Source organism: Corallococcus exercitus (assembly GCF_042231735.1).
Classification (GTDB): domain Bacteria; phylum Myxococcota; class Myxococcia; order Myxococcales; family Myxococcaceae; genus Corallococcus; species Corallococcus exercitus_B.
This window is the reverse complement of sequence record NZ_CP102577.1, coordinates 3,603,446-3,623,113: the sequence shown is the minus strand read 5'-3', so window position 1 is coordinate 3,623,113 and position 19,668 is coordinate 3,603,446. Positions and strand designations below refer to the sequence as shown.

11 protein-coding genes are annotated in these 19,668 nt (G+C 70.5%); 7 read left to right on the top strand and 4 right to left on the bottom strand.

The window, feature by feature from the left end:
- Positions 1–10: 10 nt before the first annotated feature.
- The gene (gene nadA, locus NR792_RS13915; RefSeq protein WP_375760520.1) at positions 11–943 is read right to left on the bottom strand and encodes a quinolinate synthase NadA; all 933 of its coding nucleotides are present in this window, start codon (positions 941–943) and stop codon (positions 11–13) included.
- A 379-nt stretch (positions 944–1,322) separates the two neighbouring features.
- Between nadA and NR792_RS13910 the strand changes: the two genes are divergently transcribed.
- The 6 genes from NR792_RS13910 to NR792_RS13885 all read left to right on the top strand — a co-directional run bounded on the left by NR792_RS13910 (position 1,323) and on the right by NR792_RS13885 (position 12,462).
- Positions 1,323–3,755: a PilZ domain-containing protein gene (locus NR792_RS13910; protein WP_375760519.1), complete on the top strand. Its 2,433-nt coding sequence runs from the start codon at positions 1,323–1,325 to the stop codon at positions 3,753–3,755.
- Positions 3,755–4,540 carry a methyltransferase domain-containing protein gene (locus NR792_RS13905; protein WP_375760518.1) on the top strand — a complete coding sequence of 262 codons (786 nt, stop codon included), beginning with the start codon at positions 3,755–3,757 and terminating at the stop codon, positions 4,538–4,540. Before NR792_RS13910 ends, NR792_RS13905 begins: the two co-directional genes overlap by 1 nt.
- Complete coding sequence (locus NR792_RS13900) at positions 4,537–7,464, top strand: ATP-binding protein (RefSeq protein ID WP_375760517.1); 2,928 nt, start codon at positions 4,537–4,539, stop codon at positions 7,462–7,464. The genes NR792_RS13905 and NR792_RS13900 overlap by 4 nt, the downstream gene beginning before the upstream one ends.
- A 173-nt stretch (positions 7,465–7,637) precedes the next feature.
- The gene (locus NR792_RS13895) at positions 7,638–9,026 is read left to right on the top strand and encodes a peptide MFS transporter (protein WP_375760516.1); all 1,389 of its coding nucleotides are present in this window, start codon (positions 7,638–7,640) and stop codon (positions 9,024–9,026) included.
- A gap of 123 nt (positions 9,027–9,149) precedes the next feature.
- The gene (locus NR792_RS13890) at positions 9,150–10,316 is read left to right on the top strand and encodes an FIST signal transduction protein (RefSeq protein WP_375760515.1); all 1,167 of its coding nucleotides are present in this window, start codon (positions 9,150–9,152) and stop codon (positions 10,314–10,316) included.
- 16 nt (positions 10,317–10,332) lie between these two features.
- A complete protein-coding gene (locus NR792_RS13885) occupies positions 10,333–12,462 on the top strand; it encodes a PAS domain-containing sensor histidine kinase (RefSeq protein WP_375760514.1) in 2,130 nt (709 codons plus the stop codon).
- On the opposite strand, the gene NR792_RS13880 is transcribed toward NR792_RS13885, so the two are convergent.
- Positions 12,459–13,907: a POT family MFS transporter gene (locus tag NR792_RS13880; protein ID WP_375760513.1), complete on the bottom strand. Its 1,449-nt coding sequence runs from the start codon at positions 13,905–13,907 to the stop codon at positions 12,459–12,461. The two genes, NR792_RS13885 and NR792_RS13880, sit on opposite strands and share 4 nt — an antisense overlap.
- A 40-nt stretch (positions 13,908–13,947) precedes the next feature.
- A complete protein-coding gene (locus NR792_RS13875; RefSeq protein ID WP_375760512.1) occupies positions 13,948–14,982 on the bottom strand; it encodes a histone deacetylase family protein in 1,035 nt (344 codons plus the stop codon).
- A 436-nt stretch (positions 14,983–15,418) separates the two neighbouring features.
- On the opposite strand from NR792_RS13875, the gene NR792_RS13870 reads away from it, so the two are divergent.
- Positions 15,419–16,657: a FadR/GntR family transcriptional regulator gene (locus tag NR792_RS13870; RefSeq protein ID WP_375761618.1), complete on the top strand. Its 1,239-nt coding sequence runs from the start codon at positions 15,419–15,421 to the stop codon at positions 16,655–16,657.
- Positions 16,658–16,660: 3 nt separating this feature from the next.
- Here NR792_RS13870 and uvrA read toward each other — a convergent pair whose 3' ends face one another.
- Entirely contained in the window at positions 16,661–19,534 is a 2,874-nt protein-coding gene (uvrA, locus tag NR792_RS13865; protein ID WP_375760511.1) for an excinuclease ABC subunit UvrA, read from the bottom strand.
- Positions 19,535–19,668 lie beyond the last annotated feature (134 nt).

Genomic DNA, 19,668 nt, shown 5'->3' with positions numbered 1-19,668 from the left:
TCCGCCTTTTTCAGGCGGACCACTCCAGCATCCGCTGCAGGGGCGCCAGCGCCGCGTGCTGCAGGTCCGCCGGCAGCAGGAGCTCCGGGGTCCTGTCGCGCATGCACCGGTAGAGCTTCTCCAGCGTGTTGAGGCGCATGTACGGGCACTCGTTGCACGCGCACCCGTTGTCCGGCGGCGCGGGGATGTACGTCTTGCCCGGCGCGGCCTTCTTCATCTGGTGGAGGATGCCCGCCTCCGTCACCACGATGAACTTCTGCTTCGGGCTCTTCACCACGTAGTCCAGGATGGCCTTGGTGGAGCCGATGAAGTCCGCGTGCCGCAGCACCTGCTGCTCGCACTCCGGGTGGGCCACCACCTCCGCGTCCGGGTGCTCCACCTTCAGGCCCACGAGCTTCTTCTCACTGAAGATTTCATGGACGATGCAGCTGCCCGGCCACAGCACCATGTCGCGGCCCGTCTCCTTCATCACGTGCCGGCCCAGGTGCTGATCCGGCGCGAAGAGGATGGGGCGGTCCTTCGGAATCTGGTTCACGATGCGTACGGCGTTGGACGACGTGCAGATGACGTCGCTCATCGCCTTCACCGCGGCGGAGCTGTTCACGTACGACACCACGAAGGCGTCCGGGTGCTTGTCCTTGAACGCCTTGAAGGCCGCGGGGGGGCAGCGGTCCGACAGCGAGCAGCCGGCCTTGAGGTCCGGGAGCAACACCTGTCGGGTGGGATTCAGAATCTTCGCGGTTTCCGCCATGAAGTGCACACCGCAGAAAACGATGACGTCGGCCTCCGTCCGCGCCGCCGCCTGCGCCAGCGCCAGGCTGTCACCGACGAAGTCGGCCACGTCCTGCACCTCGCTCTCCTGGTAGTAGTGCGCCAGGATGACCGCGTTCATGGAGCGCTTCAACTCCCGGATGCCCGCCTCGTAATCGACCGTCTCGCCCATGGGGGGCCTCCTCGTCGCCCGCGCATTCTGTAACGGCGTCCAGGCCCCGGGGCCAGCGCGCGGAGTCCGCACGGATTCCACGCGCCCTACCCACCAAGGGGTCCCGGCTGACCGCGCGTCTTTAACCTATTCCGAAAAGTCCTCTCACCCCCGCGTACATCACCTAATCCGTGGGAGCAGGTAAAGTACGCGCTGGTTGTTCGCCGGCGGGTCACCGGGAAGGCGTCTCAGCGCGAGCCCTGCTGGCACCAGAGAGAGCACCAGGCTCGGACACTCAAGACATGCGGATGGCGGGAACGGGGCGCGTGCATGCCCCGCGTCGACGGGAATGGCGCCGTGCACGGGCGCCGGTGTGGCTCTTGCGCGTCGGGAAAAATCCATGAGCGTGCCGACTCACGAAGTCCTCATCGTCCACCCCAACGAGCTGCGCCGCAACGCGCTGAAGTCCGCGTTGGGAGCGCACCGGGTCTCGGTGGTGGGCTCACAGCTGGAGGCCACGCGGCGCATGGAGGCGTCCGTGCCCACGCTGATCATCGCGCCCGCGGACAACGCGCGCCGCTTCCTGCGCCACGTGGACCGCGCCGCGCCGGAGGCCGTCTGCGTGTTCGTCTGCGCGCGGTCGGATCAGCACGGCCTGGAGGAGCTGGTGGAGACGGCCGCGGAGGGGCACGTCTTCAGCACGGTGGATGACGCGCTGACCGAGGGGGAGCTGAGCATGCGGCTGCGCGACATCCTCCAGCTGCGCGCCTCCACGCGCGTGGTGCTGGACGCGGGGATGCGCGTGGACTTCCTCCTGCGCGACCGGCCCTTCAGCGCGGAGTGCCAGGACCTGGGCCACTTCGGCGCCGCGCTCCAGGTGCCCATGGACGCGTCGATGGCGGCCTTCCTGCCGGGCACGCCCCTGGACTCGCTGTCCATGGTGCGCGACGGCCGGCCCGTGCTGCACGTGGCCCGCGCCTACGTGCGCCACGCGACCCCCGTGCAGCAGGGGCCGCACGCGTTCCTGCGCGTGGGCATCTCCTGGCGCCCCGCCCCCGTCGAGGCGACGTCCGCTCCGCCGCGCACGCTGCGGGACGCGGTGGCGGTGCAGGCCGCGCTGCGCAAGGCGCTGCGGCGCGAGTTGCCCGTGTGGGTGCACCCGCCGGACAGCCAGACGGCGCACTTCCGGCTGGAGTCCGCCACGGTGGAGGCCAGCGACGAGCGGGGCCTCTTGCGCGGGCGGGTGTCCTCGGCGCTGCCCGCGAGCGTGGGAGAGGTGGTCCACCTCTCCTTCGAGATGGGCGGCCAGCGCTACCGGGGCGTCACCAGCATGCTCCACGTCGGGCATGAAGGCGTGTCCCTGTGCATGCCCCGCGCGCTGGCGGTGGAGAACCGGCGCGGGCAGCAGCGCTTCCGCCCCAGCGCGCACCACCGCTTCCTCGTGCGCTTCACCTCGCCGTTCAGCGGCCAGCGCATCACCCGCGCGGTGCTGGACCTGGGCGCGCGCGGGTTCGCCTTCCCCATCGACGCGTCGTGCGAGGTGCTGCCGGTGGGCTCGCACCTGGACACCACGCTGCTGTTGCCGGACGGCGCGGAGGTGGCGTGCCGCGTGGAGGTGCGCTCGGTGGACGTGGTCCCCTTCGAGTCCCGGCATGATCAGCGCCTGCGCCCCTACCGCTGCGGCGTGCGCATCCTGGACATGCCGCGCACGGTGCGCGACGCCATCGTGGACGCGTTCGTGTCCGCGCGGGCGCCCCAGGTGCGCGACGGCGCGGTGTTCCGCTTCCCGGACCTCTGGCGGATGATGGAGGAGGCCCGCTACACCTTCCACCCGGACCATCCCTTCGGCGAGGAGTCCCGCGTCCTGCCCGTGCTGGAGGCCACGCACGAGCGGCTGAGCCGCGCGCGGGAGCTGGGACGCTCGCTCGTCTTCACGGACTCGCGGCGGCTCTTGGGACACGTCAACGGCCTGCGCATGTACTCCGGCACGTGGCTGGTGCAGCACCTGGCCGTGATGCCGGGCTTCCGCCGCAGCGAGCAGATCTCCAGCGAGCTCACGTCGCTCGCGGTGGAGGTGGGCGAGGCGATGGAGGACGTGGAGTTCATCCGCTACATGTGGCGCACCGACAACCGCTGGCCGCACCGGCTGGGCACGTGGCTGGCGCGCGTGCTGGAGGGCCAGGGGCTGTGCCACCTGCGCCAGTTCCACTACCTGCGCGCGGACCTGCCCCTGAAGCCCGCGGTGGACGCGGCGGCGCTGCCGGCCGTGCGCGAGGCGGGGCCGGAGGACCGCCAGTGGCTGGAGTCGTACCTGCGCCGCCGGGGGGAGATGGTGCGCCTGCTCAGCGAGGACCTGCGCGCGGACCCCGGCGCCGAGGCCGTCCTGGGCGAGCGCTTCCGGGCGGCGGGGCTGCACCGGGAGCGGCGGATGTTCGTGGTGGACGGCGACGGGGGGCCGCTCGCGCTGGCGCTCCAGGACGAGGCCACGCCGGGCCTGAGCCTCATCGAGGTCACCAACGGCTTCAACCTCGTGGTGCCGGACCGGGAGCACCCGCGCGCGAAGGACGCGGTGGCGGCGCTGACGCTGCGGTGCGTGACGCACGCGCGCGAGCGGGGCCGGCGCGCGGCGCTGGGGCTGGTGGACGCGCTGGACGTGCCGGTGCTGCGCGAGCTGGGCTTCGTGGACCAGGGCCGCTTCTCCGAGTGGACCTTCCACCGCTCCATGGTGCGCCGCTGGTGCGAGGCCTGGCGCTCGCTCTTCGAGCGCCAGCTGCCCACGCGCCGCACGAAGCGCCGGGCCTCCGCGCCGGCCCCGAACCAGGAGGTGCGGTGATGTACCTGATGGAATCCGCCGATGAGTCCCGCCGCCTCTTGGAGCAGGAGCAGTCCCAGGACACGCGCGCCGTCCTGCGCCGCACGGGCCTCAAGCCGGGGGACCGCGTGCTCGACGCCGGCTGCGGCCCCGGCGGCATCGCGGAGCTGATGGCGGAGCTGGTGGGGGAGGGGGGCCACGTCACCGGCGTGGACCTGCACGAGGGCCGCGTCGCGGAGGCGAGCGCGCGCAACGCCCACCGCCCGCACCTGACGTTCCGCCAGGCGGACGTGCGCGCCACGGGGCTGCCCGCGGACGCGTTCGACTATGCCTGGAGCCAGTACGTCTTCGAGTACCTGCCGGACCGGCACGTCGCGCTCGCGGAGCTCATCCGCGTGACGCGGCCCGGGGGGCGCGTGGTGGTGTCCGACATCGACGGGCTGGGCTTCCAGAACTGGCCCTTCCCGGAGCACCTGCGCGCGGGCACCCAGCGCATCGTGGAGGCCCTGGCGACGCGCGGGTTCGACCTGTATGTCGGCCGCAAGCTGTTCTCCGAGTTCCGCCGCGCGGGCCTCACCGACGTGCGCGTGCACCTGATGCCCTTCTACCTCTCTCCGGGCGCCGCGGAGGCGCGGCTCGTGCGAGACTGGAAGACGCGCTTCGAGGCCCTGGCGCCGGTGGGCGCCGCGGCCTTCGGCGGCCTCGAGGCCTACCAGTCGCACTGCGATGACTTCCTGGCGATGCTCGAGGACCCGGAGGGTCTGAAGTACGCGGTGACGCTCGTCACCGAAGGAACGAAACCGTGACCCAACGCCTGCCGGCGGTGAAGGTGCAGGACGTGTCACCGGACAACGCCCCCGAGGTGAGCGTCCGTGCCACGTCCACGCTGCTGCTCTACTTCGAGCACCGCTACGGCGCGGAGAGGCTGGCCAAGGTGTGGCGCGAGCACGGGTTCAGCCTGGGGCTGGAGTACATGCGCCAGCCCACCAACTACGTCTCGCTGCGCTTCCTGGAGCGCGCGGCGGCGGCGCTGCGCGAGGAGTCCGGCGACTCGCGCTTCATGCGCGAAGCGGGCCTGTTCACCGCGTCACCGCAGGCGCTGGGCTTCGTCTTCTACATGCTGCGCGCCTTCGGCTCGCCCAAGGCCTGCTACAAGCAGACCATCGACTTCTCCCCCAGCTACAACCGGGTGGGGGCGTTCACGGTGGACCTGCTGGAGCACAAGCGGCTCAAGCTGGCCTACCGCAGCAGCATCCCGGAGCAGAACCGCAACATCTGCGAGCTGCGCATGGGCCAGTTCGCGTCCTTCCCCACCATCTGGGGCCTGGCCCCCGCGGAGGTGCGGGAGACGGAGTGCCAGGTGCTGGGCGGCGAGGCGTGCCGCTACCACCTCACGTGGACGGATCCGCCCACGCTCTGGGGCCACTACCTGGGCCTGCTGCTGGGCATGGTGAGCGGCCTGCTGGCCACGCACCTGGGCTGGGGTGACGCGCTCTTCTCCGTGGCGTCGCTGAGCATGGCCGGCTTCGCGCTGGGCGGCTGGCTGGACCGGCGGCGTGAAATCAAGCGCAAGGACGAGCTGCTCGCGGCGCAGGCCCAGGCGAACATGGGCTCGCTGCGGGAGCTGCAGCAGCGCTACGACGAGGTCTTCGGCAGCAACGTGGCCCTGGAGGACCGCGTCGCGGCGCGCACGCGCGAATTGTCGGAGGCCAACGAGAAGCTGGAGGCGGCGCTCGTCAAGCAGCGCGAGCAGGACCGGCTGAAGACGGAGTTCTTCGACAACGTGAGCCACGAGCTGCGCACGCCGCTCACGCTCATCCTGCTGTCCCTGGACGCGCTCCAGAAGGAGCCGGAGTCGCTGCCCACGGTGGTGCGGCAGCAGCTGGTGACGCTGGACCGGAGCACGCAGCGGCTGCTCAGGCTCATCGACAACCTGCTCAACCTGGCCCAGCTGGAGGCGGGCAAGGTGCGCCTGCGCTACCAGCCGCTGGAGCTGCACGCGTTCCTGTCCTCCCAGCTGTTGCCCTTCCGCGCCGTGGCGGAGAAGCAGGGGCTCACCCTCACGCTGGAGGGCGGGCCGGTGTCCCCGGTGCACGTGGACGCGGAGCGCATCGAGGGCGTGTTCCACAACCTGGTCTCCAACGCGCTCAAGTTCACGCCGGCCGGCGGCACCATCTCGGTGCGCCTGCGCGAGGACGACACGGACGTGCACGTGGAGGTGGTGGACACCGGGCAGGGCATGGCGCCCGCGGACCTGGCCGTCATCTTCGACCGCTTCGCCCAGGCGGACACGTCCGGCACGCGGCGCTTCGGGGGCAGCGGCATCGGCCTGGCGCTGGTGAAGGAGACGCTGGAGCTGCACTCGGGCGGCATCGAGGTGTCGAGCACGCCGGGGCAGGGCTCCAGCTTCCGCGTGCGGCTGCCCAAGGGCACCCAGCACCTGCGCGAGGACCTGCGCGAGCGCCGCTCCACGGACCTGCCCACCCGCCGCGAGCGCCGCAGCTCCGGCCGCTTCGCCACCGTGCTGGCCGCCACCGTCGCCGGGGCGCAGCGCCCCACGGAGCCGCAGGACCACACGCGCGCGGACGCGAAGGCCCCGCGCATCCTGGTGGTGGAGGACGACGCGGAGATCCGCGCCTTCATCGCGGACATCCTCGCGCCCGGCTACCGCGTGCTGGAGGCCACCAACGGCGAGGAGGGCGTGCGCCGCGCCCTGGAGGAACGGCCGGACCTGGTGGTGTCCGACGTGATGATGCCGGTGCTGTCCGGCCTCAACCTCCTGGTGCAGCTGCGCTCCCACGCGCAGACGGTGGACCTGCCCGTCATCCTGCTCACCGCGCGCCAGGAGGTGTCCGCCAAGGTGGAGGCGCTGGGCGCGGGCGCCAACGACTACCTGGGCAAGCCCTTCAGCCCGCGCGAGCTGCTGGCGCGCGTGGAGACGCAGCTGCGCCTGCGCGAGGCGGCCGTGCGCGCGGCGGAGAACGAGCGGCTGGCGGCCATCGGCCTGCTCACCTCCGGCTTCGCGCACGAGGTGCGAAACCCCCTCAACGGGCTGATGAACGCGCTCATCCCGCTGAAGGACGTCGTGCAGGGCAAGCAGACCGGCGGCGACCCCAACCTAGGCCCCGCGATGCTGGAGGTGATGGAGGAGTGCGGCCAGCGCATCCGCCACCTGGCGGAGTCGCTCCTGTCCTTCGTGCGCACGGCGGAGAAGCCCGTGGCGGTGCGGTTGGATCAGGCGCTCGACTCCACGCTCAGCGTGCTGGGCTGGCGCATCCCGCCGGGCGTCGTGGTGGAGCGCACCTACCAGTGCGCGGAGCCCATCTGGGGCGACCCCGGCACCCTCAACCAGGTGTGGCTCAACCTCCTGGACAACGCCGTGCGCGCGGTGGGCGACACCGGCCGCGTGCAGGTGGAGACGGCGCAGCAGGGCGACGAGGCGCTCGTCACCATCGTGGACACCGGCGTGGGCATCCGCCCGGAGGACCTGGAGCGGCTCTTCCAGCCCTTCTTCTCCACGCGCGCGGCGGGGGAGGGCACCGGCCTGGGCCTGGCGCTCAGCCGCCGCATCATCCTGCAGCACGGCGGGCGCATCCTCATCACCAGCCAGATGGGCAAGGGCACGCGGGTGGAGGTCCGGCTGCCCCTGCGTCCGGCGCACGCGGAGCCCCTGGCCTCCACCCCCACCACGGGTGCGAGTCGCGGCCGGTGGTCGCGGCGCATCGGCTGACGCGGCCGGCCACGAATGGGAGGGGGCGCGGGGGGCTGAAGGGCCGCTCGCGCAGGGGACGGGAATTCCCACGGACGCGTGGTGTCCTCTGTCCTCGCTGAAGGCGTGACTCCTGTTACAGTCGCGCGACTTTTCGTTCCCCCTCACAGCAATCCGTTCGAGGAACTCACGGCATGCAAAGCACCGTCGCCGCGGGCGAGGCCCGCAAGGGGCATCCCCCGGGCCTGTATTTGTTGTTCGCCACCGAGATGTGGGAGCGCATGTCCTATTACGGCATGCGCGGCCTGCTGGTGCTCTTCCTCACCGACAAGGTGCGGGGCGGCTTTGGCTGGTCCACCGCGGATGCCCTGGGCCTCTACGGCACGTACACCGGCCTCGTGTACCTGACGCCGATTCTTGGCGGCTACATCGCGGACCGCTTCATCGGCCAGCGCAAGGCGGTGGTGCTGGGCGGCGCGTTGATGGTGATTGGCCACCTGTTATTGGCGCTACCCGGCATCTCCATCTTCTACGCGGGCCTGGGCTTCCTCATCATCGGCAACGGCTTCTTCAAGCCGAACATCTCCACCATGGTGGGCGGGCTGTACCCCGCGGGTGACGGCCGGCGCGACGGTGCCTTCACCATCTTCTACATGGGCATCAACCTGGGCGCCGTGCTGGGCAACTTCATCTGCGGCACGCTGGGCGAGCGCGTGGGCTGGCACTGGGGCTTCGGCTCCGCCGGCGTGGGCATGACGCTGGGCCTGATCATCTTCATGGCGCTGGCGAAGCGGTACCTGGGCACCGTGGGACTGGCGCCCGAGCCGCGCCCCGCCGCCGCGCAGACGACGACGCCGGACGGCAAGCACCACGCCTTCAGCCGCCAGGAGTGGGACCGCATCATCGTCATCTTCATCATCGCGCTGTTCGTGGTCGCGTTCTGGACGGGCTTCGAGCAGGCGGGCGGCCTGATGAACCTCTACACGGACCAGAAGGTGGACCGCTCCATGTTCGGCTGGGAGGTGCCCACCACCTGGTTCCAGAACTTCAACTCGGTCTTCATCGTGACGCTGGCGCCGGTGTTCGCGGCGGTGTGGAGCTCGCTGGCGGCGAAGGGCAAGGACCTGAGCATCCCGGTGAAGATGTCCCTGGGGCTCATCTTCCTGTCCGTGGGCTTCGCGTTCATGCTGGGCGCCTCCAAGGAGAGCGCGGCGGACGGCAAGGCGGCGGCGTGGTGGGTCATCATGGCGTACCTCTTCCACACCATGGGCGAGCTGTGCCTGTCGCCGGTGGGCCTCTCCATGGTCAGCAAGGTGGCGCCCCAGCGCGTCGTCTCCGCGATGATGGGCGTGTGGTTCCTGGCGAACGCGGTGGCCAACAAGCTGTCCGGCGTGCTGGGCGGCTACTCGGAGAAGATGGGTGAGTTTAGCGTGTTCCTCACCATCGTCATCGGCGCGGGCCTGGCGGGCGTCATCCTGCTGTTCCTCGCCCCCATGCTGAAGCGGATGATGCACGGCACGGACGAAGTGACGGCCGCGCCGCCGGCCCCGGCCCAGCAGGGCAGCGTCCACCCGGCCACCTGAGCCAAAGGGGACATCCCCTTCGAAGCACGAACGCCGGAGCGCCCCCTGGGTGCTCCGGCGTTCTTCGTGGCCCCCTGGGGCCCTGCACGCCCGCTCCCGCGTGAGTATCGATTCTGGAGCCCCATGCGGATCCAGATTGGAAAGAGCCGCTCGCCGGATTGCGCCACCGCCGCGCGGGAAGCGGGCCAGGAAGCGCTGCGGGGCGCGGACGCCCCCACCTTCGCGCTCGTCCTGTGCACGGACCAGTACGACGCGGTGTCGCTGGCGGCCGCGGTCCGCGAGGAGTTGGGGGCCATCCCCTGGGCCGGGTGCTGCGCGGCGGGCGTCTTCGCGGGAACCGAGCTGCTGCTCCAGGGGCTGGTCATCACGCTGTTTCTCGGCGACGACTTCCGCGTTGGCGTGGGGATGGGCGGTCCGGTCAGTGAGCGCCCGCGAGCGGCCGGGCGCGCGGCGGTGGCCGAGGCCGTGAGCCAGCTGCCTCCCAAGCCGCCCGGACACCGGCGCGCGCTGTTCGTCCTGCCGGACGCGGTGAGCGGCAACTCGACGGAGGTCGTGCGCGGGGCTCAACAGGAAGCGGGCGCGGGCATCCTCTGGGCGGGGGGCGGAGCGGGAAACAACCTCCGGTTCGTCAAGACCGCCCAGTTCTCGCAAGGGCAGGCCTACCAGGACCAGGTGGTGGTGATTGCCATGGATGCCCGGCAACCGCTGGGCATCGGGATCCAGCACGGCTGGTCTCCGTATGGTCCCCCCTCGCAGGTCACGAAGGCCCGGGGCGCGACCGCCATCGAGCTGGATTACGAGAGCGCCTTCGAGGTCTACCGGCGCACGGCCGCGAGCCGGGGCGACGCCCTGGATGCCCGGAGCTTCGCCCGCTTCGCGATGACCCACCCGCTGGGGATTCCCCAGGCCAACGGCGAGTTCGTCATCCGTGATCCCCTGTCCGCCGACGCCGACGGCTCGGTCCGCTGCATCGCGGAGATTCCGGACGGCTCGCTGATCCGCGTGATGGAGGGCTCGCGCTCGGACCTGCTCGGCGCCGCGGCCGGTGCCGCCGCCCAGGCCCGGGAAGCCACCCCTGGCGCGCTGGGCGGCGCGGTGGTGTTCGACTGCGTCTCCCGCTACCTCATCCTGGGGGAGGGGGTGCGGGACGAGCTCTCCCGGTTCCAGGACGCGCTCGGCGAGGGCGTCCCGGTCGTGGGCTGTCTGACCCTGGGCGAGGTGGGGGCCATGGGGGGCGGGGTCCCCCAGTTCCACAACAAGACAGCGGTGGTGGTCGCGCTGCCGGGGTAAGGGGACGAGGTGGCGCATGGAGGACCATGGCGCGGACGGGGACCACAAGCTCACCGAGGAGCGGCTCGCGCTGCTGAGCGTGCTCCAGGAGCTCACCGTCGCGGCGCTCGACCTCCTGGACCCGGAGAAGCCCGCTGACGACTTCCTGGACCGCGTCGCGGAGCGGCTGGGCTGCGCGGTCGCGCTCTGGTTCCAGTCGGATCCAGGGGGACAGGTGGGGCTGTTGGGCGCGAGCGGACTGTCCACGGCCTCCCGCCAGCTCCCGATTCCCAGGCTGCTCCCCCGGCACCCGCGCGAGCCCGGGCCGCTCCGGGTGGAGCTGCCCTATCCGGAGCTGGCCTCGCCCGGGCTCGTGCGCTGGTCGGTGCCCATCGACGAAGCCGGGCCTGGCGCGGCGCCCCCCGTCAGCGTGCTGCTGCTGTACTTCGATCGCGAGCCGCACCTGCCACGGCAATACCAGGGCATGGTGGAGCGGCTGGGCGGCGTGCTGCGCACCGCGCTCATCCACCGGCAGCTCTTCGCGCGGACCCTGGACAGCGAGCGCGCGCTCCAGCACGAGCGGGACTTCAGCTCGACGGTCCTGGACACGGCCCGCGCCCTGGTCATCGTCCTGGACCCGGAAGGCCGCATCGTCCGCTTCAACCGGGCGTGCCAGGAGGTGACGGGCTACTCCTTCGAGGAGCTGCGCGGTGAGCGGTTCTGGGCGCGGCTGCTGCCGCCGGAAGAGGCGGCGCGGGTGGAGATGCACTTCTCCGTGCTCGCGGCGGGGCTGGGGCACGAGCAGTACGAGAACCACTGGCTGACCCGGAAGGGAGAGTGCCGCCTCATCTCCTGGTCCAGCAACGTCCTGCGAAGCGAGTCGGGAGCCATCGAGTACGTCATCGGCACCGGCATCGACATCACCGAGCACCGCCGGACCGAACAGGAGCGCGACCAGACCTTCCAGCGTGAGCAGCAGGCGCGCGCCCGGGCCGAGGAGCAGGAGGGGCGGTCCGCGCTCCTGGCGGAGGCCTCCGGGCTGCTCGACGGCTCGCTCGCTCCCGAGGACGCGCTGCGGAGCGTGGCAGCGCTGACCGTCCAGCGCTTCGCTGACTCGTGCGCGGTGGACGTCCTGGACGGGAATCACTCCCCACAGCGGATCACCGAGGCCCGCTCCGAAGCGCTGCGCGCCACCTCTCCTTCGCGGAGCCTCCGGGACGGACAGGACGTGGCCGCGCTCGTCGACTTCCCGTTCCGGATCTCCGTGCCCCTGCTCGCGCGGGAGCATGCGCTCGGCACGCTCACCCTCGCGCGCCTGGAGGGCAGTGGCCCGTATGGCCCGGCGGATGTCGCCCTCGTCCAGGAGCTGGCCCGCCGCGCCGCGATGGCCATGGACAACGCCCGGCTCTATCAGCAGGCCCAGCTGGCCATCGGCCTCCGGGATGAGTTCCTCTCCATTGCCTCCCACGAGCTGAAGACCCCGGTCACGTCCCTCCAGCTGTCGGTGCAGGGCCTGATGCGCCTCGCCAGGACGGGCGCGCTCCGGACCTCACCGGTGGAGACGGTGACGCACGCGCTGGAGGTCATCGAGCGTCAGGCGAAGCGGATGGCGAAGCTCGTCAACACGCTGCTGGACGTCTCCCGCATCCATGCTGGACGGCTGGAGCTGGAGTTCGAGGAGGTGGACCTCGCCGCGCTGGTGCGGGACATCGCGGCCCGCTTCGCGCCCGAGCTGGCCACGTCGGGGACCCGGCTGCGGGTCCACGCGGACACGCCGGTGCCGGGCATCTGGGACCGTTCGCGGTTGGATCAGATCGTCACCAACCTGCTCTCGAACGCCATCAAGTACGGCGAGGGAAGGCCCATTGAAATCCGCGTCGAGGGGGACGCCGTGATGGCCCGGCTGGAGGTCCGGGACCAGGGCATCGGGATTCCACCGGAGCGGCACGTGCGCATCTTCCGCGCCTTCGAGCGCGCCGTGTCGTCGCGCCACTACGGCGGGCTGGGTCTGGGCCTCCACATCGTGAACCAGCTCGTCGAGCGGCTGGGGGGCTCGGTCCGGGTCGAGAGCGAGGCGGGGCGTGGGGCCACCTTCACGGTGGAGCTCCCACGCCAGGGGCCCCACGCGGCTCCCGCCGCGGACCCGACGATGCAGCAGGGGCCCTAGGCCGGCTTCGGCTCCACCGCGGGGTTGCGGCCGTCCATGGGGGCCTGCGCGTCCGTCTGGTAGTAGTCCCGCACGACGTACTTGCGGGCCACCAGCGCCATGCCCACGCCGGCCACCGCGGCCAGGGCCGCGTAGAAGAAGAACTGCGCGGAGCCCGTGAAGACGTTGAGCGCCGCGGCGATGGCCACCGCCACGTTCGCCAGCGTGTTCGTCACCAGCCACACGCTCTGGATGGTGCCCTTCATCTCCCGGGGCGCCTGCGTGTACGCGAACTCCAGGCCCGTGGTGGACACGAGGATTTCCGCCACCGTCAGCACGATGTACGGCAACAGCTGCCACGCGATGTTCAGCGTCGTCCCGCCCTCCATGGCCACCTGGAAGAAGCCCGCGATGACGAACGACGCGGCGCCGATGATGAGGCCCATGGGCATGCGCCTGAGCGGCGTCAGCTCCCAGCCCGCGCGCTGGAAGGCCGGGTACACCACGGCCGTGAGAAAGGGGATGAGCAGCATCACCAGCATGGGGTTGATGAACTGCATCTGGCTGGGCTGGAACACGATGCCGCCCACGTTCGGGTCCATGGACCGCGCCTGCACCACCCAGGTGGACGCCTTCTGGTCGAACAGCATCCAGAAGAAGGGCACGAAGGGCAAAAGCAGCATGGACACCCGGAACACCGCCTTCACGCCCTCCACCGCTTCCGCCGGGTGCTCCGCCTTCGCCTTGTCCAGCCAGCTGCCGCCCGGCACGTCCTTGCCCCGGAACGCGCTGCCCAGCACCTTGAGGAACGAGTGCGGGTTGGGGCCCGTGGGCGGCACCAGCACGTAGTGCTTGCGGCCCGCCCAGAAGATGACCGTCGCCACGAACATCAGGATGCCCGGCACGCCGAAGGCCACCGACGGTCCGTAGTTCTTCATGAGCAGCGGGACGAACAGCGACGCGAAGAACGAGCCGAAGTTGATGGTCCAGTAGAAGATGGCGAAGACCTTCTTCACCAGGTGCTTGTTCTTCTCCGTGAACTGGTCGCCCACCATCGCGGACACGCACGGCTTGATGCCGCCACTGCCAATCGCGATGAGCGTCAGGCCCGTGTAGAAGCCCTTGGCGTTGTCCTCGAAGAGCGCCAGGCACGCGTGCCCCGCGCAGTACACGAGGCTCAGCACGAAGATGGTGTGGAACTTCCCGAAGAAGCGGTCCGCCAGGTAGCCGCCGATGAGCGGGAAGAAGTACACCCCCGCCATGAACAGGTGCATCAGGCTCTTCGCCTGCGCCTCCCGCAGGCCCGTCTCCGGCACGTGCGTGCGCAAGAGGTAGTCGATGAAGAACACCGTGAGGATGTTCCGCATCCCGTAGAAGCTGAAGCGCTCACAGGCCTCGTTCCCGATGATGTAGGGAATCTGGGGCGGGAAGCGCTGGGGGCTGGGGGCGGTCGAGGTCTCGGCCATGGCCCCACCCTACCGCAGGAGTGCGTGGGGGTCGCGCGACTCAACCAGCGGCGTTGAACGCGCCCAGCACGGCCGCCACGTTGTGGCCGATGTCCTCCACCGCGTAGCCGCCCTCCTGGACCAGCACCGTGGGGAGCCCCAGCCCGGCCAACTGCTCTCCCAGCAGCGGGAAGTGCTCCTTGCGCAGCTTGAACGCGCTGATGGGGTCGCCTTCGTAGGTGTCCACGCCCAGCGACACCACCAGTGCGTCCGCCCCGAAGGCCTGGATGGCCTGCCGCGCCGTGGCCAGCGCGGCGGAGTACCCCGCCCAGTCCGTGCCGCGCCGCAGCGGGAGGTTCAGTGTGTAGCCCTCGCCCCGGCCCGCGCCGCGCTCGTCGGCGTACCCGAGGAAGTAGGGGTACTCGGTGTCCGGCGTGCCGTGGATGGAGAGGAAGAGCACGTCATCGCGCTCCCAGAAGATCTCCTGGGTGCCGTTGCCGTGGTGGTAGTCCACGTCCAGCAGCGCGACCCGCGCCTTGCCCGCGTCGCGCAGCCCCTGGGCCGCCAGCGCCGCGTTGTTGAGGAAGCAGTAGCCGCCGTAGGTCCCGCTCGCGGCATGGTGCCCTGGCGGCCGGCACAGCGCATAGGCCGCCCGCGCGCCCTCCGCCACGAGCGCCGCGGCGGTCATCGCGCAGTGCGCGGAGGCGAGCGCCGCCTCCCAGGTGCCCGGCACGATGGGCGTCCCTGCGTCGAACGCGTAGTAGCCCATCGCGCCGTGGATGCCGGAAGGCACGCGGTCCCGGCGCAGGCCCCGCGCCGGGAAGCCGCTCGGCAGCATGGAGCCGTCGCGCCCCTCGGCCTGCCAGCGCGGATAGGCCGTGCGCAGGAACTCGATGAAGCCCGCGTCGTGGATGCTCAGCAGGCGCTCCAGCGGGAAGTCGCGCGGCGGCAGCCAGGTGTGACGGCCCGCCGCCCGCAGCGCCTGCTCGATGAAGTCCACCCGAGCGGGGCACTCGTAGCAGGGCACCAGTTGACCGCGATGAAGCTCCACCCCGCCGTCATGCCCTGCGTGCAGGGCACTGTGCACCACGTCCATCGAGCCTTCCTCCCGTTCGCGAAGTGGGGACAGCGTAAGCAGGACGCCCGAAGTTCGTTACCCAATCCTGGGCCCGGAAGTCCTCCGCGCACGCGCGCCTCGCGGAGCGCGGAGGCGGTCCGCGAGGGGGGGCTGAGCAAAGACCCGGGTGGGGCCACGGGCAGGGGGGCCCGCCGGGAGTTCTCAGCGCACGCGCGCCTCGCCGAGCACGGAGGCGGTCCGCGACGGTGTGCCTGGGCGGAGACCCGAGTGGAGCCACAGGCAGGGGGGCCCGCCGGGAGCGCTTTCGCCAAACCTGTCCGACAGTCGGACAGGTTCGCACTGCCTGGGGCCCAGGCCGGCCTGGCCCGGCAGCCGCCGAGAACAATGTGCCCACGCGTCCATGTCAGACCCCTCTGGTTGGATGGGCGAGGCTGGGACGAGGAGGCGGACGGTGATGGTGAGGGTGGGGCTCGTGGCGTACGTGGAGGAGCAACTCGAGCGCGAGATTTCGCTGGGGAGGCTGCCGAGGAACGGGCAGATTGGCTCGGAGCAGGTGCTGGCGCGTCGCTATGGGGTGAGCCGAGGCACCGTGCGCGAAGCGCTGCGGCGGCTGGCGGCGCGAGGCCTGGTGGTGCAGCGTCCCGGCCGGGTGACGCGTGCGGTGGCGCTGGATGAGTCACTGACGCTGGAGAACCTGGGCCTGGCGTTGCATGACGCGCGCTCCGAGGAATGCCGGCGGCTGCTGGAGGGCTTCTTCAGCCTCAAGCGACAGGTGCTGGTGGAGCTCCTGGCGGACTGCTGCGCGAGTGCCTCCGAGCGGGACGTGAGCCTGCTGGAGGACACCTGCTACAGGCTCTCGGACGCGGCGCACTGGAACCCCGGGGCACGGTGCGCGCAGCTGGAATTCGAGTTGCTGCGGCTGGCGGCCCAGGCGGCGTCACGTCCAGGGCACGTGCTCCTCATTCAGTCCCTGCAACGGGCCCTGCGAGGCAACGCGGCCCGGCTGCTGTCCTTCATGGGCGGCGAATCCCTGCGCCAGTGGGCCCTGTGCGCGATGCACGCCTTGAGCGAGCGCGACGCGCAGGCACTTCAGCACCAGCTGCCTGCACTGATGAAGGCGTGCGATGAGCGCGTGCTCAACCAGTTCGCGCCAGTCCCCCCGGAGACTGGGGCTCCCGAGGTCCACCACGCCCAGCCGTGCGGCTTCGGCGCACCCGCGTCAGCCACCCACCAGGACGGTCCTCTTGAGGCACGCCCATGCGTAGAGGAACTGGACCTTGGCGGCCTCTCGGCGGCCCCCCAGCAGGATGAGGTGATTGAGGCACGCCCCTTCGTCGGGGAGCGTGACCTCGGCACCCTCGCACCAGCCGCCGAGCCCACCGAGGCGCTCGGGTCCGTGCCTCGCCCGCGGGGAGCGGTCCTCCCCGGGCAGCCGGACCGCGGGGCGCAGCTGCTTCCATCCGCTCTGGAGAGTCATCCCCGCGAACCCGGTGATGACTGCGTCCAGGAGGAGGCCACTCCAGGCGCGGCCCTGGGAAACCTGTCCGACTGTCGGACAGGTTTGGCAACTCCGTCAGCGGAGGAGGGCCTCCAGCCCGAACCTCAGGACCCGCCTCCACCCACCACCGGGCTGGGCGGCTGCGTGCCTCTGGCGTCTTCCTGGCCCACGACCCAGGAGCCACCTGCTTCGTGAGACTCAGGCCGCGTCCACGCGCTTGCCGATGCGGGCCCGGCGTGCCTTGCCCAGCACGTGCTTGAGGTAGCGGCCCGTGTGGCTGGCCTCCACCTTCGCCACGTCCTCCGGCGTGCCGGTGGCCAGAATCTGCCCGCCGCCCGAGCCGCCCTCCGGCCCCAGGTCGATGAGCCAGTCCGCGCTCTTGATGACGTCCAGGTTGTGCTCGATGACGAGCACGCTGTTGCCCGCCTCCACCAGCCGGTTGAGCACGGACAGGAGCTTGCGGATGTCCTCGAAGTGCAGGCCCGTGGTGGGCTCGTCCAGGATGTAGAGCGTGCGGCCGGTGGCCACGCGCGCCAGCTCGCGCGCCAGCTTGATGCGCTGCGCCTCGCCGCCGGACAGGGTGGGGGAGGGCTGCCCCAGCCGCAGGTAGCCCAGGCCCACGTCGGTGAGCGTCGTGAGCACGCGCATGATGTCCTTGTGCGCGCCGAAGTGGTCCACCGCCTCGCGCACGCTCAGGTCCAGCGTCTCCGCGATGTTCTTGCCCTTGTAGCGCACGCGCAGCGTGGCTTCGTTGAAGCGCTTGCCGTTGCACACCTCGCAGGGGACGTAGACGTCCGCCAGGAAGTGCATCTCCACCAGCTTCACGCCGTCGCCCTCGCACGCCTCGCAGCGGCCGCCCTTGATGTTGAAGCTGAAGCGCCCCGGCCCGTAGCCGAACGTGCGCGCCTCCGGCGTCATCGCGAACACTTCCCGGATGGCGTCGAACACCTTGGTGTACGTGGCCGGGTTGCTGCGCGGCGTGCGGCCAATGGGCCGCTGGTCGATGTCGATGACCTTGTCCAGGTGCTCCAGGCCCTTGATGGACTTGTGCTTCCCCATGGGCTCGCGGCTCTCGTAGAGCGCGCGCGCCAGGGCCGGGTACAGAATCTCGTTGATCAGCGTGGACTTGCCCGCACCGGACACGCCCGTGACGGCCGTGAAGATGCCCAGCGGGATGTCCGCGTCCACGTTCCTCAGGTTGTTCTCCGTCGCGCCCAGGATGGAGATTTGATGCTTGGGATTGGGCTTGCGCCGCGTCTCCGGGATTTCAATCTCCTGGCGCCCGGACAGGTACGCGCCGGTGAGGCTCTTCTCGTCCGCCATCACCTGCTTGGGCGTGCCCTGGGACACCACCTGCCCACCCAGCTCGCCCGCTCCAGGGCCGAAGTCCACCAGGTAGTCCGCCTCCTCCATCGTCTCCTCGTCGTGCTCCACGACGATGACGGAGTTGCCCAGGTCGCGCAGGCGCTTGAGCGTGGTCAAGAGCTTGCCGTTGTCGCGCTGGTGCAGGCCGATGGAGGGCTCATCCAGGATGTAGATGACGCCCGTCAGCTCGCTGCCCATCTGCGACGCCAGCCGGATGCGCTGGCTCTCACCGCCGGACAGCGTGGACGCGGTGCGGTCCAGCGTGAGGTAGCCCAGGCCCACGTCCACCAGGAAGGACAGGCGGCTGCGGATCTCCTTGAGCAGCTCCTGGGCGATCTTCTCCTCCTGCGCGCTCAGGCCCATCTGCGTGAGGAAGCTGCGCGCCTCCGTGATGGTCATGCGGCTCAGGTCCACGAGCGTGCGCTGGTGCACCTTCACCGCGCGGCTCTCCGGACGCAGGCGCTCGCCCTTGCAGGACGGGCAGGGCTTGTCGCTGAAGTACTTCTGGAGCTCCGCCTTGCGCGCCTCCGACGTCGTCGTCTTGAAGTTGCGCATGGTGCGGGCGAGCAGGCCCTCCCACTCCATGTTGTACTGGCCGTTTTCGCCCCACTGCACCGTGAAGGACTTGCCCTTCACGCCGTTCATCAGGACGTCCTTCTCCCGCTTGGACAGCTTCGCGTACGGGACGTCCAGGTCGATCTTGAACGCGGTCGCCAGGCTCTCCACGAAGTCCGCCGTCCAGCCCTCGCCGCGGTTCATGCCGCTGGCCCACGGCTCAATCGCGCCGTCGCGGATGCTGCGGCTCTGGTCCGGCACCAGCAGGTCCGCGTCCATCTCCGGCCGGGTGCCCAGGCCGTTGCAGTCCGTGCACATGCCCAGCGGGTTGTTGAAGGAGAACGACGCGGGCGTGAGGTCGCCAAAGGACAGGCCGCACGCGGGGCACGCGTTCAATTCGCTCATCACGCGGTCGGACGCGAGCGTTCCCTTCTCATCCGTGATGATGAGCGTGCCCTTGCCCTCGCGCAGCGCGGTCTCCACGGAGTCCGTCAGGCGCGTGCGCAGGTCCGGCTTCAACACCAGCCGGTCGATGATGAGCGCGATGTCGTGCTTGGACTTCTTGTCCAGCTCGATGCGCTCCTCCAGTTCGCGCACCTTCCCGTCCACGCGCGCGCGGGAGAAGCCGCGCTTCTGCGCCTCCGCGAGCAGGTCCTTGTGCTCACCCTTGCGGTTCGTGACGATGGGCGCCAGCACCTGGAGCTTGGTGCCCGCGGGCAGCTTCATGATCTCATCGACGATCTGCTGCGCGCTCTGCTTGCCCACCTTGCGCCCACACTGGGGGCAGTGCTGCACGCCGATGGAGGCGTAGAGCACGCGCAGGTAGTCGTGCACCTCCGTGACGGTGCCCACCGTGGAGCGCGGGTTGTTGCTGGCCGCCTTCTGCTCGATGGAGATGGTGGGCGACAGGCCTCGCAGCGTGTCGTAGCGGGGCTTCTCCATCTGCCCCAGGAACTGGCGCGCGTAGGAGGACAGGCTCTCCACGTAGCGGCGCTGGCCTTCCGCGTAGAGCGTGTCGAACGCGAGCGAGCTCTTGCCGGAGCCCGACACGCCGGTGAACACCACGAGCTTCTTCTTCGGGATGTCCAGGGAGACGGTCTTGAGGTTGTGCTCCCTGGCTCCACGGATGGAAATGACGTCGGGCTCGGACATGGGGGCGCGCTTTATCACTGAAAGGGTGTTCCGGTGCACGCAAAGGCGCACGCCCGGAGCGGTTCTGGAGCAACACCCGGGACGCCCGCCCGCATCCCCCGGCCTGACGGGCACACGGCCGTCCTGCGCGCTCC

What these genes read in the sequence shown, in the direction of transcription:
- nadA (WP_375760520.1), bottom strand. Translation starts at nt 943, where the DNA reads ATGGGCGAGACGGTCGATTACGAGGCGGGCATCCGGGAGTTGAAGCGC.
- NR792_RS13910 (WP_375760519.1), top strand. Translation starts at nt 1,323, where the DNA reads ATGAGCGTGCCGACTCACGAAGTCCTCATCGTCCACCCCAACGAGCTG.
- NR792_RS13905 (WP_375760518.1), top strand. Translation starts at nt 3,755, where the DNA reads ATGTACCTGATGGAATCCGCCGATGAGTCCCGCCGCCTCTTGGAGCAG.
- NR792_RS13895 (WP_375760516.1), top strand. Translation starts at nt 7,638, where the DNA reads ATGCAAAGCACCGTCGCCGCGGGCGAGGCCCGCAAGGGGCATCCCCCG.
- NR792_RS13890 (WP_375760515.1), top strand. Translation starts at nt 9,150, where the DNA reads ATGCGGATCCAGATTGGAAAGAGCCGCTCGCCGGATTGCGCCACCGCC.
- NR792_RS13885 (WP_375760514.1), top strand. Translation starts at nt 10,333, where the DNA reads ATGGAGGACCATGGCGCGGACGGGGACCACAAGCTCACCGAGGAGCGG.
- NR792_RS13880 (WP_375760513.1), bottom strand. Translation starts at nt 13,907, where the DNA reads ATGGCCGAGACCTCGACCGCCCCCAGCCCCCAGCGCTTCCCGCCCCAG.
- NR792_RS13875 (WP_375760512.1), bottom strand. Translation starts at nt 14,982, where the DNA reads ATGGACGTGGTGCACAGTGCCCTGCACGCAGGGCATGACGGCGGGGTG.
- NR792_RS13870 (WP_375761618.1), top strand. Translation starts at nt 15,419, where the DNA reads ATGGTGAGGGTGGGGCTCGTGGCGTACGTGGAGGAGCAACTCGAGCGC.
- uvrA (WP_375760511.1), bottom strand. Translation starts at nt 19,534, where the DNA reads ATGTCCGAGCCCGACGTCATTTCCATCCGTGGAGCCAGGGAGCACAAC.